General features: G+C 34.4%; 13 protein-coding genes. 12 read left to right on the top strand and 1 reads right to left on the bottom strand.

Going from position 1 to position 15,546, the window contains the following annotated elements; genetic code table 11:
- Positions 1-82 precede the first annotated feature (82 nt).
- The 7 genes from ACRDEC_RS14150 (at position 83) to ACRDEC_RS14120 (ending at position 8,851) form a co-directional block, all read left to right on the top strand.
- Complete coding sequence (locus tag ACRDEC_RS14150; protein WP_431499009.1) at positions 83-3,508, top strand: methylmalonyl-CoA mutase family protein; 3,426 nt, start codon at positions 83-85, stop codon at positions 3,506-3,508.
- A 96-nt stretch (positions 3,509-3,604) separates the two neighbouring features.
- Positions 3,605-4,057: a hypothetical protein gene (locus ACRDEC_RS14145; RefSeq protein ID WP_431499008.1), complete on the top strand. Its 453-nt coding sequence runs from the start codon at positions 3,605-3,607 to the stop codon at positions 4,055-4,057.
- Position 4,058: 1 nt separating this feature from the next.
- Complete coding sequence (locus tag ACRDEC_RS14140) at positions 4,059-5,831, top strand: tetratricopeptide repeat-containing sensor histidine kinase (protein ID WP_431499007.1); 1,773 nt, start codon at positions 4,059-4,061, stop codon at positions 5,829-5,831.
- Positions 5,828-6,439 (top strand): response regulator, encoded by a 612-nt coding sequence (locus ACRDEC_RS14135; protein ID WP_431499006.1) that lies wholly within the window; start codon positions 5,828-5,830, stop codon positions 6,437-6,439. Before ACRDEC_RS14140 ends, ACRDEC_RS14135 begins: the two co-directional genes overlap by 4 nt.
- A 109-nt stretch (positions 6,440-6,548) precedes the next feature.
- Positions 6,549-6,893, top strand: a complete 345-nt coding sequence (locus ACRDEC_RS14130; protein ID WP_431499005.1) for a hypothetical protein — start codon at positions 6,549-6,551, stop codon at positions 6,891-6,893.
- Positions 6,894-6,900: 7 nt separating this feature from the next.
- Entirely contained in the window at positions 6,901-7,920 is a 1,020-nt protein-coding gene (locus tag ACRDEC_RS14125) for a phosphotransferase (protein ID WP_431499004.1), read from the top strand.
- Positions 7,910-8,851, top strand: a complete 942-nt coding sequence (locus ACRDEC_RS14120) for a T3SS effector HopA1 family protein (RefSeq protein WP_431499003.1) — start codon at positions 7,910-7,912, stop codon at positions 8,849-8,851. The genes ACRDEC_RS14125 and ACRDEC_RS14120 overlap by 11 nt, the downstream gene beginning before the upstream one ends.
- 13 nt (positions 8,852-8,864) lie before the next feature.
- On the opposite strand, the gene ACRDEC_RS14115 is transcribed toward ACRDEC_RS14120, so the two are convergent.
- Positions 8,865-9,818, bottom strand: a complete 954-nt coding sequence (locus tag ACRDEC_RS14115) for a TerC family protein (protein ID WP_431499002.1) — start codon at positions 9,816-9,818, stop codon at positions 8,865-8,867.
- A gap of 185 nt (positions 9,819-10,003) precedes the next feature.
- Between ACRDEC_RS14115 and ACRDEC_RS14110 the strand changes: the two genes are divergently transcribed.
- The 5 genes from ACRDEC_RS14110 (at position 10,004) to ACRDEC_RS14090 (ending at position 15,456) form a co-directional block, all read left to right on the top strand.
- Positions 10,004-12,193 (top strand): glutamine synthetase III, encoded by a 2,190-nt coding sequence (locus ACRDEC_RS14110; RefSeq protein ID WP_431499001.1) that lies wholly within the window; start codon positions 10,004-10,006, stop codon positions 12,191-12,193.
- Between the two features lie 433 nt (positions 12,194-12,626).
- Positions 12,627-13,709 (top strand): hypothetical protein, encoded by a 1,083-nt coding sequence (locus ACRDEC_RS14105; RefSeq protein WP_431499000.1) that lies wholly within the window; start codon positions 12,627-12,629, stop codon positions 13,707-13,709.
- A 68-nt stretch (positions 13,710-13,777) separates the two neighbouring features.
- Positions 13,778-14,305 (top strand): hypothetical protein, encoded by a 528-nt coding sequence (locus ACRDEC_RS14100; protein WP_431498999.1) that lies wholly within the window; start codon positions 13,778-13,780, stop codon positions 14,303-14,305.
- 12 nt (positions 14,306-14,317) lie between these two features.
- Complete coding sequence (gene csgH, locus ACRDEC_RS14095; protein WP_431498998.1) at positions 14,318-15,037, top strand: curli-like amyloid fiber formation chaperone CsgH; 720 nt, start codon at positions 14,318-14,320, stop codon at positions 15,035-15,037.
- Between the two features lie 17 nt (positions 15,038-15,054).
- A complete protein-coding gene (locus ACRDEC_RS14090; protein WP_431498997.1) occupies positions 15,055-15,456 on the top strand; it encodes a curli production assembly/transport component CsgF in 402 nt (133 codons plus the stop codon).
- Positions 15,457-15,546 lie beyond the last annotated feature (90 nt).

Raw genomic sequence — 15,546 nt, 5'->3', positions numbered from 1 at the left:
TTTTGATAAATTAAGATTTTTAAACCGTCCCTTTTTTTAGAATTTCGTAAATTGCGACTCTAAAAATATCATTAAAATAAAAATGGAACCACAAACACCATATATTCCTAAAAATAAAGTGAGAATTGTGACAGCTGCGTCACTTTTTGATGGTCACGATGCAGCCATCAACATCATGCGAAGAATCATTCAGGCGACTGGTGTGGAGGTTATTCATCTTGGTCACGACAGAAGTGTGGAAGAGGTTGTGAATACAGCTATTCAAGAAGATGCTAATGCTATTGCAATGACTTCTTATCAAGGAGGTCACAACGAGTATTTTAAATACATGTATGACTTGCTGAAAGAAAAAGGGGCGGGACATATCAAGATTTTTGGTGGTGGTGGTGGTGTAATTCTTCCTTCGGAAATTTCAGAATTACATCAATATGGAATTGAAAGAATCTATGCTCCGGACGATGGACGTGAGCTAGGTTTGCAGGGAATGATTAATGATTTGGTTCGACGCTCTGATTATCCTGTGGGAGATGTTTTAAACGGAGAAGTAAATCATTTGGAAGATAAGAATCCAACGGCTATTGCCCGCGTGATTTCTTCAGCTGAAAATTTCCCTGAAGTGGCAAAATCAGCATTGGATATTATTTATAAAAAAAACGAAAACAGCAAAACTCCGGTTTTAGGAATTACCGGAACAGGTGGTGCTGGAAAATCGTCATTGGTTGATGAATTGGTTCGCCGATTCTTAATTGATTTTCCTGAAAAAACGATTGGACTGGTATCTGTCGATCCGTCAAAACGTAAAACGGGAGGAGCGCTTCTTGGTGATAGAATCCGTATGAATGCAATTAACAACCCTAGAGTTTATATGCGTTCGTTAGCAACACGACAATCCAATCTGGCATTGTCTAAATATGTTCAGGAGGCAATTGAAGTTTTAAAAGCAGCCAAGTATGATTTAATCGTTTTGGAAACTTCAGGAATTGGTCAGTCGGATACTGAAATTATGGATCATTCCGATGTTTCACTTTACGTTATGACTCCTGAATTTGGAGCGGCAACACAATTGGAAAAAATCGACATGCTTGATTTTGCTGATTTAGTAGCGCTGAATAAATTTGACAAAAGAGGAGCTTTGGATGCGATTCGTGATGTGAAGAAGCAATACCAGCGCAATCACAACCTTTGGGACGTTGATCCGGATAAAATGCCGGTTTTCGGAACAATTGCTTCTCAGTTTAACGATCCCGGAATGAATACACTTTACAAATCTATCATGGATAAAATTGTAGAGAAAACAGGAATCGATTTGCATTCTACTTTTGAAATTACAAGAGAAATGAGTGAGAAAATCTTTGTAATTCCGCCTCATAGAACCCGTTATTTGTCTGAAATTGCTGAAAACAACCGTAAGTATGATGAAACGGCACTTTCTCAAGTAGAAGTGGCTCAAAAATTATACGGAATTTTCAAAACAATAGAAACTGTTTCAGGTAAATTACCTCAAATTGACAAAGCCGGAATTGTAGAAGATTCGCTGCATAATACAACGGATAAAAAAGAATTTCTTTCTTTATTAACTAAAGAATTCGATCGTGTGAAAATGAATTTAGACCCGTACAACTGGGAAATCATTTTGACTTGGAGTGAAAAAGTAGAAAAATACAAAGGCCCGTTTTATTCGTTTAAAGTAAGGGACAAAGAAATTAAAATAGCAACGCATACAGAGAGTTTGTCACATTCGCAGATTCCGAAAGTTTCGTTGCCAAAATACCAGGCTTGGGGCGATATCTTAAAATGGAATCTACAGGAAAATGTACCTGGAGAATTTCCGTTTACTTCAGGACTGTATCCGTTTAAACGCGAAGGCGAAGATCCGTCACGTATGTTTGCCGGTGAAGGTGGGCCTGAAAGAACCAACAAGCGTTTTCATTACGTGAGCGCGGGTTTGCCTGCAAAACGTTTGTCAACTGCTTTTGATAGTGTGACTTTATATGGTAATGACCCACATATCCGCCCTGATATTTATGGAAAAATCGGAAATGCCGGAGTTTCTATCTGTTGTTTGGACGATGCTAAAAAACTGTATTCCGGTTTCGATTTAAGTCATCCGATGACTTCGGTTTCAATGACAATCAATGGTCCGGCTCCTATGTTGCTTGGTTTTTTTATGAATGCAGCCATTGATCAAAACTGTGAAAAATACATCAAAGAGAACGGTTTAGAAAAAGAAGTCGATGCTAAAATTAAAGACATCTACAAGAAAAAAGGAGTAGAGCGCCCTCATTATCAAGGTGAATTACCACAAGGAAATGACGGTTTAGGATTGATGCTTTTAGGGGTTACCGGAGATGAGGTTCTGCCTTTAGAAGTTTATAATGACATTAAAATAAAAACGTTAGCGCAAGTCAGAGGAACAGTTCAGGCTGATATCCTAAAAGAAGATCAGGCACAAAACACGTGTATTTTCTCTACTGAATTCGCTCTTCGATTGATGGGAGACGTTCAGGAATATTTTATTAAAGAAAACGTTCGTAATTTCTATTCTGTTTCCATTTCAGGATATCATATTGCTGAAGCGGGAGCCAACCCAATCACACAGTTGGCATTTACATTGGCAAACGGTTTCACTTACGTGGAATATTATTTGAGCCGTGGAATGAATATTAATGATTTCGGACCAAACTTATCTTTCTTTTTCTCGAACGGTATTGATCCGGAATATGCTGTAATTGGCCGTGTAGCGCGTAAAATTTGGGCTAAAGCACTGAAAAATAAATATGGAGCCAACGAAAGAGCTCAAATGTTGAAATACCATATTCAAACATCAGGACGTTCACTCCATGCGCAAGAAATCGATTTTAACGATATTCGTACAACATTACAGGCGTTGTATGCTATTTATGATAACTGTAACTCATTGCATACGAATGCTTATGACGAAGCTATTACAACACCAACGGAAGAATCAGTACGTCGTGCTATGGCAATTCAGTTGATTATCAATAAAGAATTAGGTTTGGCGAAAAATGAAAACCCAATTCAAGGTTCGTTTATTATTGAAGAATTAACAGATTTGGTTGAAGCAGCTGTACTACAAGAGTTCGACAGGATTACAGAGCGTGGCGGTGTTTTGGGTGCAATGGAAACAATGTACCAACGTTCAAAAATTCAAGAAGAAAGTTTGTATTATGAAACTTTGAAGCATACCGGTGAGTTTCCAATTATTGGTGTGAATACATTCTTAAGTTCGAAAGGTTCACCAACTGTAGTGCCTGCAGAAGTTATCCGTGCTACTGAAGAAGAAAAACAGTACCAGATTGTCATGTTAGATCATTTGCACGAAGCGAATAAAAATAAAGTGGAAGAGCAATTGAATATCATTCAGGAAGCCGCAATTAACAATAAAAACATATTTGCACATTTAATGGATGCCACAAAAGTGTGTTCTTTGGGCCAAATTACTTCGGCCTTATTCGAAGTAGGAGGGCAATACAGAAGAAATATGTAAAAAAACAAAATACAAGTCGTACGAAAATCCCTATTATTAGGGATTTTTTTATTATATTCGGTTAGTAATTTTGTTTAAAATTTATAAAAGATACAAATGAAAACCTATCAGTCTTGTGGAAAAATCACCGTTGAAAAAGAGTCAAAAAGCGCAGTCGTAAAAACAATGCTTCCGGAATTGTTGCATAACGGGAAATATAAATATATTGAATATTACAATATATCGAATAGGGATTATTTTGCCATTCTGGGGGTTTTGATTATCGACGGTGAGCCAAATATTGATTTAAGAAAATACAATTCAGCCAATCTGATGCTTCAGGTTGATGAACATCAAATTACATTAACTGATTTGCATCCCATAAATGGCGGTAAGGATTTTTCCGAATTATCAGAGCATGACCAAATCCATTTTATGTGCCTGCATGATGATGATTTTAAAGCTACTGATGTCTTATTGAAAAAATTCCAGAATGCATTGCCTAAATTTCCTGACGACAGAGAGCCAAAAGTAGGTAATGGAGGAATATTAACTTTCGAAGGTTGCTAAAATGATTCTGTGTAAAAGAAAATGGGTTTTCTTAGCAGCTGTGTTTTATACCGTTGTCTTTTCTTTTGCTCAGAATCCCCCATTGGAAATTTTAAAAAAGCATATTGAGAATAAAGAAATAGAATCTTCCAAACTCCTTCTTTCAAAAATAAAAAAACAGAAACTTTTTAAGTCACAAAAAGCCAGTCTGCATTATTGGGAGGCTAATTTATTGCGTTTGGAAAACAAAGATGACCAATCCTATAAAAGTTACTTAGCATCAAAAGAACTCTACTCAGAACTTGATAGTATTGACAAAGTAGCGCAAATTAATGTCGAGATTGTTTCGCTTTTACTCGCTATAGATAATCCTTCTACCGATTACAATTTGTACATCAACGAATTTCTGGACTATGCCAAGAAAACAAATAAACCCGAATTTCTCTCTCAGGGATTTATGCAATTGGGGAAATCTTTTTATAACACTAACCCAGTTTTAGCTATTTATTATTTTCAAAAAGCAGCTGCAGAAAACCAAAAAACAAAAGATGAGGTTTATGGAGCAAGGATATGGCAAAATATGGGGGCAACTTTCGCTTCTGATAAGGTAATGAAATTAGATTCAGCATTATACCTTTATGAAAAGGCATTAAAGGTTTACAAAAAGAACAATCTGCCGGAATATGTTTCGTATATCTATATTAATAAAGGGGTTGTTTTTACCAAGAAAAAGCAATTTGATAAAGCAATTCAAAATTTTATGAAGGCAGATTCTATTCCTGTAAAAGAATTTAAAAACAAAAATAAAGAGGCTTTATATGGTTTTATGGCGAATACCTATAAGGAAGTCGCAGAGTATAAAAAAGCATTGGAATTTGTTGAAAAGCAAAAGGTTTATCAGGAAATTTTAAATGAAAAAGATCAGAAAAAAGCAATAGAAGAAATAAGTGTTAAGTATAAAACCAAAGAAAGGGAAAAAGAAAATCAATCCCTGAAGCAAAAATTACTGCAAAATAAAATAGCGCTTACGGCAATTATTATCGCTTTGTTTTTTTCTATTATTATAGGATTGCTGGCGTTTAAGAATATTTCAAAAAAGAAGAAAATTGCCAGCCAGGAGAAATTACTGGAAATTCAGAAATTGGAGAAAAAACTAAAAGAAAACGAAATAAATGAAATTGACAGAATGCTTGAAGGACAGGAAAAAGAAAGGCAAAAAATAGCCAACGAACTTCACGATAATCTGGGCAGTCTTTTAGCAACATTAAAATTTAACTTTCAGGCGATTAAAAATAAAGGGACAAACGAAGAATTGCTGTTTCTGAAAACAGACTCCATAATTGATGAAGCATACAATGAAGTCAGGAATATTGCACATCTCAAGAATTTTGGCATCATTGGTAAAGAAGGTTTGCTGGTTTCTGTAAAAAAGATGGCAGAAAAAATGTCTGTCAGGAACAAAACAATGTTTAATGTTATCCCATTTGGTCTTAACGAAAGACTCGAAGGAAATATAGAGAGGGTTATCTTTAGATTCATTCAGGAACTTTGCACAAATTGTATAAAATATGCGAATGCATCAGAAGTTAATATTTATCTGAATCAACATGGTGCTCACGAAATAAATATCATTGTTGAGGATAACGGAATAGGATTCAATTCCAATAAAACAGGTGGCAACCAAGGAATGGGACTAAAAAATATTGAGGCAAAAGTAGAACAGCTCAACGGGACTTTTACTGTCGATTCAGGGATTTCAAAAGGAACAACCATAATAATAGAACTGCCGTTATGATACGAATTGTCATTGCCGAAGATCACCAGGCATTAATAGATGGGATCAAATTAGCTTTGGAATATGAAGAAGGGTTTTCAGTTATCGGGGAAGCTACTGATGGGGAAGCGCTTTTGGATTTGGTCCGAAAAAAACAGCCTGATATTGTCATTACCGATATCAGGATGCCTAAATGTGACGGAATAACCGCAACCCGACTCATAAAAAAAGAATTCCCGAATATTAATGTTATCGCTTTTAGTATGTTTGAACAGGACGAAGCGATACTTCAAATGAAAAACGCAGGAGCTTCTGGTTATATTATGAAAAATTCGTCGCTAAAAAAGCTGATAGAAGCCATCAAAGTGGTTTCAAAAAACCTTCTTTTTTTTGACGACAGTATTGTAGCAAAAGATGCATTGACAAAAGAAGAAATTATCCTAAGTTCCCGCGAAAAGGAAATTTTAAAACTTATTGGAGAAGGCAAAACATCTCAGGAAATAGCCGATATGCTTTTTATTGGTAAAAGTACGGTAGATACACACCGTAAAAACATCATTAAAAAAATGAATATTTATGGTAAAACCGATTTAATCCGTTTTGCCGTTGAAAGGAAGTACGACTTTTAATTTTTATCGTATTATGATATAAAAATCCCCATTGTTGGGGATTTTTTTTTGGTTTTATATAGGGAATTTTGAGTAAGAAATTTTATTAATAATCTAAAAATCAACAATTATGAAAAATTCAGTAAAAGACGCCTCAAGCTTGGCGGACAAATTAGTAGCATTCTCAAATGATTCTTTGAATAATGAAGAAAAAAAGTTGTTAGATGCGGTTTTAGGTGTGTACAATCTTGCCATCTCTGAAAAAAATGCACCAGCCATTTTTGGAGAAGATGGAGGTTTTCTTTCGGAAATCAATGCAGCAGCAGAAAAAGAAGGTGAAGATGCGGGCTTTGTAACGACAATTACGGTTACAAGGACTATTCTTACATCGTCAAGACCATGTCTTGCTACAATTACTACAGTTTCAACCATTGCCAGTCATCCGTCTATTGGATGTAATAAGAGTAAACCATAGTATTCTCATGGCATTTTATGCAACATCAGAAATTAAGGCCTACCTGCATTCGGTAGGTCTTAAAAATGTAGAAAATCTGGAGGTTAAAAGGGGCAGGAATTTAATTGTCACATTTACTAATAATTCAAAATGGCTCATCTTAAAGAAAAAAGGTTCTGCAAATACCGTTTTTAATGCTACGTCATTGGGTAATGAACTCGCTTTCCTGGACAATAGTGCTAAAAATCCGGAAATAAAAGAAATGCTTTTTTTACCTAAAGCTTTTCATTTTAATTATTCTGAAGATATTCTGATTTCTAAATATTACAAAGGGTATAAATCACTCATGCACTCAAAACCCGAGGAAGTTCTTTTTAAATCGATTGGAAAACAATTAGGAACTCTTCACTCCATAGACAACTGTGAATTTAAAGAAGGTCTTCCAAAAATTAACAGGGAAAATCTTTTGCCTGAGTTCGATAGTTTTACACCGGAAACGATCACTTCAGGAGGTTCTTCGGTAATTGCTTACATTAAGTTCTTGCAAAAATTCCCGGACTTACTTTCCAGTATCGGAGTATTGTATTCGAAGTATGAAGATGATTGTATTATTCATGGGGATTTTAAAGCTGATAATGTGCTGGTTTATCAGAAAAACGGAAAGTACTATTTTAAAATTATCGATTATGAATTTACTTCAGTTGGCGACAGACATTATGATCTGGGCTATGTTTTGGGTAGTTTTTTAATGAAATGGGTTTACGAAATGAAATTAAAAAACGACACGATGGATTTTGCAGAGGATTATTTTGGCGAATTAAAAAAATCGTTTAAAGCTTTGATTAAAAGTTATGAAAAAAGAACTGATGTCAATCTGGATTACAATCGCATCATCAGGTATGCGGGGCTTTATCTGCTGAAAATATTTTTCAATTGTTCTATTCACAGCAGGTATTTGAGTAAAAATGAACTAATGCTGCTGCAGATAGCAAGAAATTATCTGGTATTTAGTGACAAACAAACTTCAATCCATTTTTATGATAACTAAAACATTACATAAAATCGCCAAAGACTTTTACGTCAGTAAAGGCTATATTCATAATGATAATCTTGGGAGAATAGTCAAATCAGACTCGGCTAAAGAATCTATCATTGAGGCTCTTAAGAATGCGGTTTACGGACAGTATTATTGCCTTGAAAAAAAGAAGCATGACACAATGCACACAGATCCTTTTTTTATTGAATCATTGACAAAGATTTTTCCGGATGATAAATATACAGAACGCAATTGGAAAGTGGTGGAACTTCTCGGCGAACAAAAAATTAAAGTGAGTAAACATGGGATTTACCTTTGTCTGGACATTCGAAAAGACACTTTGCTCGAAGAAATGCCTGAAGTCAATCAACTAATAGGAGTGCGCTTTTCATGTCATTTTCCTAACGTTTCCCCAGGTTTTTATTTGTACAAAGGAAAAAGCGGTGAATTGGATTTTGGTGAAGGGCTTTCCAGGGTATATTTTAATCTCAAAAGGGTATCGGCTATTTCTTTTACTAAAAAGTTATTATACATCCTAAATGAGCTGGAGATTGTTTTTCAGTTTAAAATTTTACAGACATTGTCGGATTCAGGACGGGTCGATAATTCGGTTTTGTATTTCAGTAAGAAAGATAAAGATTTGGTTTTTACTCAGCTGGAAATGCTTTATGATGAGCGTTTTTTTAAAAAAATCAATTCGGACTTTCATCTGGTTTTGTATCCCGGAATAGGATACGCCGAAGAACCATCCAATAATGATAATGGAAAAGAAAGCTTTGGAACACATCGGTCTGGAATTATTGCTGAATCGCTATACGATCAATTGATTGTTGCCAAATCCAAAGAAATAAGCATAGCAACTATCAGTGCTAAATTTATAGTCAACGGAATTCATCCCGAGAGTGTTTACATAGAAAGCATTTTTGATATGGTAACTCCTTAAAGTTGCTAACAGATTATTCCGTTAAGTCAGATTCTTTGCTCATTTTTAATGAAACCAAAACACCAACCACAAGTGATAAAGCTATAAATCCAAGCGAAGCCCATTCTGGGATTTCTATATAATGGTGTAACAGCATTTTTAATCCTACAAATGTAAGAATAGCTATCAGGCTGTATTCTAAATAACTGAATTTTTCTAACATATTTGCTAGGAAGAAATACATAGAACGTAATCCTAAAATGGCAAAAATGTTGGAACTGAATACCAGAAAAGGATCTTTGGTAATAGCTAGAATTGCAGGAACGCTATCAACTGCAAACAAAACATCCATAACTTCTATTACTATCAACGCTACAAAAAGCGGAGTTGCAGTTTTTCCTTTTTTGGTTTTAATGAAAAATTTTTCTTTATCGGTTACAGAAGTAATTGGCATTATTTTGCCAAGGGTTTTATATACAAAAGATTCTTTTGGTTCAAAATCTTCTTCATCACTGCTAAGCAGCATTTTTATAGCGGTGAAAATTAAAAAGGCACCGAATAGATAGGTAGTCCAAGTGAATTTATTAATTATCATTACACCGAAGAAAATCATCAGTCCTCTGAAAATAATAGCGCCCAGAATTCCCCAAAACAAAACACGGTGTTGGTATTTCTGAGGAATTTTGAAAGAAGCAAAAATGACTGCAATCACAAAAATATTGTCGATACTTAATGATAATTCAATCAGATAACCGGTAATATATTTCATAGTGGCGGCTGCGGGTTTCAGTGCGTCCGGATTAGCTACATAATTATTTTGGTACAACCAATAAATAACACCCGAAAACGCGAAAGATAATGTAACCCAGATTCCAGTCCACATACTGGCTTCTTTTGTACTTATGATATGAGGGTTTTTATTGAAAACACCTAAATCAAGCGCAAGAAATAAAACAACAGCCAGTAGAAACGAAATCCAAACAATCATAATGTATATTTTAATTGTTACAAATATAATCTTTGAAATCGGAATAAAGAAACACTAAATAGAATTCCTTAAAGTGATTTAATTTTAATTTAACATTAATTTTTTAGGGGTATGTGCTTAAAATTTATAAAATATCATATATTTGCATTAAAAATTAGGGGGTATAAATTTTAAAACACAACTTTATGGCAACTTTAAGATTTCAAGCATTGCAAAAAGCAACAGGAAGAAAACCTGTTTCATTTGAAGAATCAGATAAAAAATCTGCAATTTTCGGTTCAAACGTATTTAATGATAAAGCTATGCGACAGTTTTTAACTGAGGAAGCATACAAAGCAGTTAAAGGCGCCTTACAGCACGGAACTAAAATTGACAGAAAATTGGCGGATTATATCGCAATGGGTATGAAAGAATGGGCCTTGTCTAAAGGAGTAACACATTATACACACTGGTTTCAACCATTAACGGGAACTACTGCCGAAAAACATGATGCTTTTTTCGAAACATCAATGGATGGAAGTGATCCGGTAGAAAAATTCGGCGGAAGCCAATTAGTGCAGCAAGAACCAGATGCTTCTTCTTTCCCTAACGGCGGAATCAGAAATACATTTGAAGCTCGTGGTTATACAGCTTGGGATCCAACATCTCCAGCTTTTATATTTGGATCAACGTTATGTATTCCAACTGTTTTTATTTCTTACACAGGAGAAGCCTTGGATAATAAAACACCTTTATTGAGAGCTTTGCATGCTATTGATACTGCTGCTACTGATGTTGCTAAATATTTTGATAAAAACGTAAAAAAAATAACACCAACTTTAGGTTGGGAACAAGAATACTTTTTGGTAGATAGTGCTTTAGCTTCTTCCCGTCCTGATATTTTAGCTACAGGAAGAACTTTGTTGGGGCATACTTCTTCTAAAGGACAACAATTAGACGATCATTATTTTGGTTCAATTCCTACTCGTGTTTTACAATATATGAGAGAATTGGAATATGAGTGTATGTTATTAGGAATTCCGGTAAAAACACGTCATAACGAAGTAGCACCAAACCAATTTGAGTTGGCGCCTATTTTTGAAGAAATCAATTTAGCTGTAGATCACAACTCTTTATTAATGGATGTGATGCAAAAAGTAGCGGAACGTCACGATTTTAAAGTGCTTTTCCATGAAAAACCTTTCAAAGGAGTAAATGGTTCAGGAAAACATAATAACTGGTCATTGGCTACAGATACTGGAATTAACCTGTTAAGCCCAGGAAAAACACCAATGAGCAACTTACAATTCTTAACGTTCTTTATCAATACCATCAAAGCGGTTCATGATTATGAAGAATTATTAAGAGCAGGAATTGCTTCGGCAAGTAATGACCATCGTTTAGGTGCAAACGAAGCGCCTCCGGCTATTATTTCGGTTTTTATCGGACAACAGTTAACTAAAGTTCTGGCTGAATTAGAAGGTGTTTCTACCGGGAAATTATCTCCGGAAGAAAAAACAGACTTGAAACTGAATGTTGTTGGTAAAATTCCAGATGTATTATTGGATAATACTGATAGAAACAGAACTTCACCATTTGCATTTACAGGAAATAAATTCGAATTCAGAGCTGTGGGTTCTTCTGCAAACTGTGCCGTTTCTATGACAACTTTAAATACGATTGTTGCTAAACAGTTAAAAGATTTCAAAATTGAAGTTGATGCTTTAATCGAAAAGAAAGATTTGAAGAAAGACGAAGCTATTTTTAATGTCTTAAGAGAATACATCAAACAAACCAAAACTATTTTGTTTGAAGGAGACGGTTATAGCGAAGCTTGGGAAAAAGAAGCTAAAAAACGTGGTTTGAGCAATCATAAAACAACTCCTAAAGCTTTGAAAGCTAAAGTTTCTAAAGAGGCTATCGCTTTGTTTGGAGAAATGAATGTCATGAATCATGTTGAGGTAGAGTCACGTTACGAAATCGAATTGGAAGAGTACACAAAGAAAATTCAGATTGAAGGAAGGGTTCTTGGCGATATTGCCCGTAACCACGTAATTCCTACGGCAATCCGTTACCAAAATATTTTAATTGAAAACGTAAAAGGGTTGAAGGAAATTTTCGGAAAAGATTTTGAAAAAATTGCCAAAGAGCAAATTTCTCTAATCAAGGAAATATCTTCCCATATCGAAGGAATCAATACTAATGTTGATGAGATGATTGAAGAACGTAAAAAAGGGAACAATTTACCGTCTGCCGAAAAAATGGCTGAAGCTTATTGTGATAAAGTAAAACCTTATTTTGAAATTATTCGCGAACATTGCGATAAACTGGAATTATTGGTTGATGACGAAATCTGGACATTAACAAAATACAGAGAATTATTGTTTACCAAATAGAATTTATATTTTAGTTTTAAAAAAACCTGTCAATTTTGGCAGGTTTTTCTTTTTATATAGCTATTTAATTTATTGAAAATGTGTGTTTTAAGTTTGATTCTAACTGAAATTAGTTAGAGCCTAATAACCGGAATTCATTTAGAGAATGCGCCAATTTTTCTTATTAGAATTGAATAATAAATAGTAGAAGATGTATTTCGTCGATAAAAATGATTATTTCGTAGAAAACTAATACTATTAATGTTATGTTAATAATGAATAAGTGGGAGCGCTCATAATATTTATTTATCTTTGAATTGCAATACCACTTCTATTTTCCAATGTTACTTTATCGTAATAGAATATCGCATTTTATCTTATAAAGTATCAATTACCCGTAAGGAAAGCACTTCATAATTAATATGTAATTATAACCAATTAAATATTTTAAATTATGAAAAAAGTGATTTTATGCATCTCCGTGATGCTGTTGTCTGTGGGAGCCTTCTCTCAGGCAAACATGAGTGTTGTAGTGCAGCTCGGAACTGACAATGATTCTGATGTTGATCAATTCGGACTATTAAATGGCTCCGCCGTTCTTCAGGTTGGAGATGATAATGAATCCGATGTTGATCAGGATGGATGGTTTAACAGTTCTTCTGTAGCTCAATTTGGAGAAGACAATGATTCTGATGTGGATCAAGATGGTCTTTTTAATGATTCTGATGTTCTTCAAGTGGGAGAAGACAATGATTCTGATGTTGATCAAGATGGTATCGGTAACAGCTCTTCTGTAGCTCAATTTGGAGAAGACAATGATTCTGATGTTGATCAGGACGGTATCGGAAATGAAGCTACTGTACTTCAAGTAGGAGAAGACAATGATTCTGACATTGATCAGGATGGTATCGGAAACGAAGCAACTGTTGCTCAATTCGGAGAAGACAATGACTCTGATATTGATCAGGATGGTATCGGAAACGAAGCTAGTGTTCTTCAAATTGGAGAAGACAATGATTCTGATATTGATCAAGATGGAATTGGTAACGAAGCTACTGTTTTCCAATTAGGAGAAGATAACGATTCTGATATCGATCAGGATGGTATCGGTAATGAAGCTTCAGTTACTCAAATTGGAGAAGACAACGATTCTGATATTGACCAAGATGGTATCGGTAACGAAGCTACTGTTTTCCAATTAGGAGAAGACAATGATTCTGATATTGATCAAGCAGGTTTTGCTAACGAAGCTACTGTAGTTCAACTAGGTGAAGACAATGATGCTAATACACTTCAATTAGGAGCGTTTAATGAGTCATTTATATTCCAATTAGGAGAAGACAACGAAGCAGATCATGTTCAAATTGGTTTAGGCAACTTCGCATTAACAACTCAAGCTGGAGAAGATAATATGTCTACAATTATACAATTAGGTGTCGGTAACGGTGCCTGGACTAACCAAGAAAACGATTCACATATGAGTACTGTTCTTCAAGTTGGTGCAGGAAACTGGTCAATGGTAAATCAAGATAACTAGTCTGATTAAGTTAAAGGGTAAATAAAATGCTCTTTTTATTTACCCTTTAATTTTTAAAAATACATATCATGAAAATTAAACTATTATACGGATTACTGGTTTTTTTCGCTACAACAGCAATGGTATTTGCTCAAGATGAAAAAACATTAATGCAAAAAAACAGAGAGTTGAAAATTTATGGTGTGACTGATAATTTTTTGATTGGAAATATTAATCCAGCTGATTTACAAACGGTTCAGGATGCAAATAAGACTCAGGAAGGAAGTTATGTGATTATCTCACAAATAGGTAATCTTAACAGTTCAAACGTAAATGTAAGTTCAAGTAACACAGAGTTAAGTATTATACAAAACGGGTCAAATAATGTTGTTGATATTGATAAATCAGCTAATCAGATTAAAGAAACCATTATACAATCAGGTAATGACAATTACATCAAGGATTCGGCGCTGTATTCAAATCAGAATATTTCACAACAATTCAGTCAATATGGAGACAATCTGAGTTTGTATAATTATGGTTCGAATTCCATTTCAGACACAATGACTATTATTCAATCTGGAAATCAAAAAAGTATCATCATAATAAATAAATAAGAAGGAATAAAATTGAAGACAATAGCTTACATAATAATATTCGGTTTGGCTTTTTCTTCAGAAATGGTAGCTCAATTCACCAATCAGGAAGTTAAAGCTAAAATTGAAGTGGAAGAGAATGCAGATTTTATTTCGATAACAGGTTTTGCCGAAAACTTAACGGATGCTTATAAAAGTTTACAGTATAAGCTGTCTGTTATAAAATCAGGCGAAGACGGTAACAGATCAAATAATACCCAAGGCGGAAGATTTACGCTTGAAGCCAGTCAGATTAAATTATTGTCTAAAACACAAATAAACGTTTCTAAAGCACAAACAATCATTCTGTTACTGATTTATGATGAAAATCAAAACTTAATAGGAAAGGATCGGCTTGTAATAGGCGAAAAAAAAGTAGGACAGAACAATCAGAGGCTTGGAGATGGAGTGGAAATAACCGGGATTGTTTCAGATGAAACAAAAACGAAAATGGGAAAAGACTTTTACGATACGTTTTATACTGAATTCAGTAAGCTGAAGGTAAATTCCCAAAAAATGATTGTAGTAGAAGAAGAAATGGCGAATACCAGAACTACTCGGATTAGAGTTAGGGTTGACACCGAAATAATTACCGAGTTTATATCAAAACCGGATCAGGAGTTCCTGATAGCAATGGCTGAAGATTCTGCTGCAAAAACATTCAATTATTTTAAAAATTTAGAAAGACAAAAAAAATATATCACTCAATATTAATTTCAATTTGTGCATATATGAAAATTCTATTATCCATATTGTTTACAATTATCACGGGGCATTTTTATGGCCAGGATTTAGTATATAAAGCTAAAAACCCAGCTTTTGGAGGAGATACTTTTAATTATCAATGGATGTTAAGTTCGGCAGAGTCCCAAAATCTCTATAAAGAAAAAACCGAACCCAGAAAAGAGAAAACACAATTAGAACAATTTACCGAAAATTTAAATAGTCAGTTACTGAATCAAATAGCGCAATCATTATTTGAAGAACAATTTGGAACCGATGGGATTTCCGAAGGAGTTTTCAATTTCGGAAGCCTTTCTGTAGAAATCTTTCCTTCAAATTTAGGATTGGTGGTGAGCATTCTTGATACGACAACTGGTGAACAAACACAAGTAATTATTCCGAACAATTAATATGATATAGCCATTTTTATAAGCAAAACATAATTTTATTTTCAGCTGCTGTGTTGGCAAATGGTATATAACATATGATTTTAAAAAATT

Origin of the sequence: Flavobacterium sp., from assembly GCF_050696275.1 — a bacterium.
GTDB lineage: Bacteria > Bacteroidota > Bacteroidia > Flavobacteriales > Flavobacteriaceae > Flavobacterium.
Note: the sequence above shows the minus strand (reverse complement) of the source record. Positions and strands in the feature narration are given on the sequence as shown.

Excerpts from the sequence above, each read along its gene's own strand:
- ACRDEC_RS14135 (WP_431499006.1), top strand. The coding sequence starts at position 5,828 with ATGATACGAATTGTCATTGCCGAAGATCACCAGGCATTAATAGATGGG.
- ACRDEC_RS14150 (WP_431499009.1), top strand. The coding sequence starts at position 83 with ATGGAACCACAAACACCATATATTCCTAAAAATAAAGTGAGAATTGTG.
- ACRDEC_RS14145 (WP_431499008.1), top strand. The coding sequence starts at position 3,605 with ATGAAAACCTATCAGTCTTGTGGAAAAATCACCGTTGAAAAAGAGTCA.
- ACRDEC_RS14140 (WP_431499007.1), top strand. The coding sequence starts at position 4,059 with ATGATTCTGTGTAAAAGAAAATGGGTTTTCTTAGCAGCTGTGTTTTAT.
- ACRDEC_RS14100 (WP_431498999.1), top strand. The coding sequence starts at position 13,778 with ATGAAAATTAAACTATTATACGGATTACTGGTTTTTTTCGCTACAACA.
- ACRDEC_RS14110 (WP_431499001.1), top strand. The coding sequence starts at position 10,004 with ATGGCAACTTTAAGATTTCAAGCATTGCAAAAAGCAACAGGAAGAAAA.
- ACRDEC_RS14125 (WP_431499004.1), top strand. The coding sequence starts at position 6,901 with ATGGCATTTTATGCAACATCAGAAATTAAGGCCTACCTGCATTCGGTA.
- ACRDEC_RS14120 (WP_431499003.1), top strand. The coding sequence starts at position 7,910 with ATGATAACTAAAACATTACATAAAATCGCCAAAGACTTTTACGTCAGT.
- ACRDEC_RS14090 (WP_431498997.1), top strand. The coding sequence starts at position 15,055 with ATGAAAATTCTATTATCCATATTGTTTACAATTATCACGGGGCATTTT.
- ACRDEC_RS14105 (WP_431499000.1), top strand. The coding sequence starts at position 12,627 with ATGAAAAAAGTGATTTTATGCATCTCCGTGATGCTGTTGTCTGTGGGA.
- ACRDEC_RS14115 (WP_431499002.1), bottom strand. The coding sequence starts at position 9,818 with ATGATTGTTTGGATTTCGTTTCTACTGGCTGTTGTTTTATTTCTTGCG.
- ACRDEC_RS14130 (WP_431499005.1), top strand. The coding sequence starts at position 6,549 with ATGAAAAATTCAGTAAAAGACGCCTCAAGCTTGGCGGACAAATTAGTA.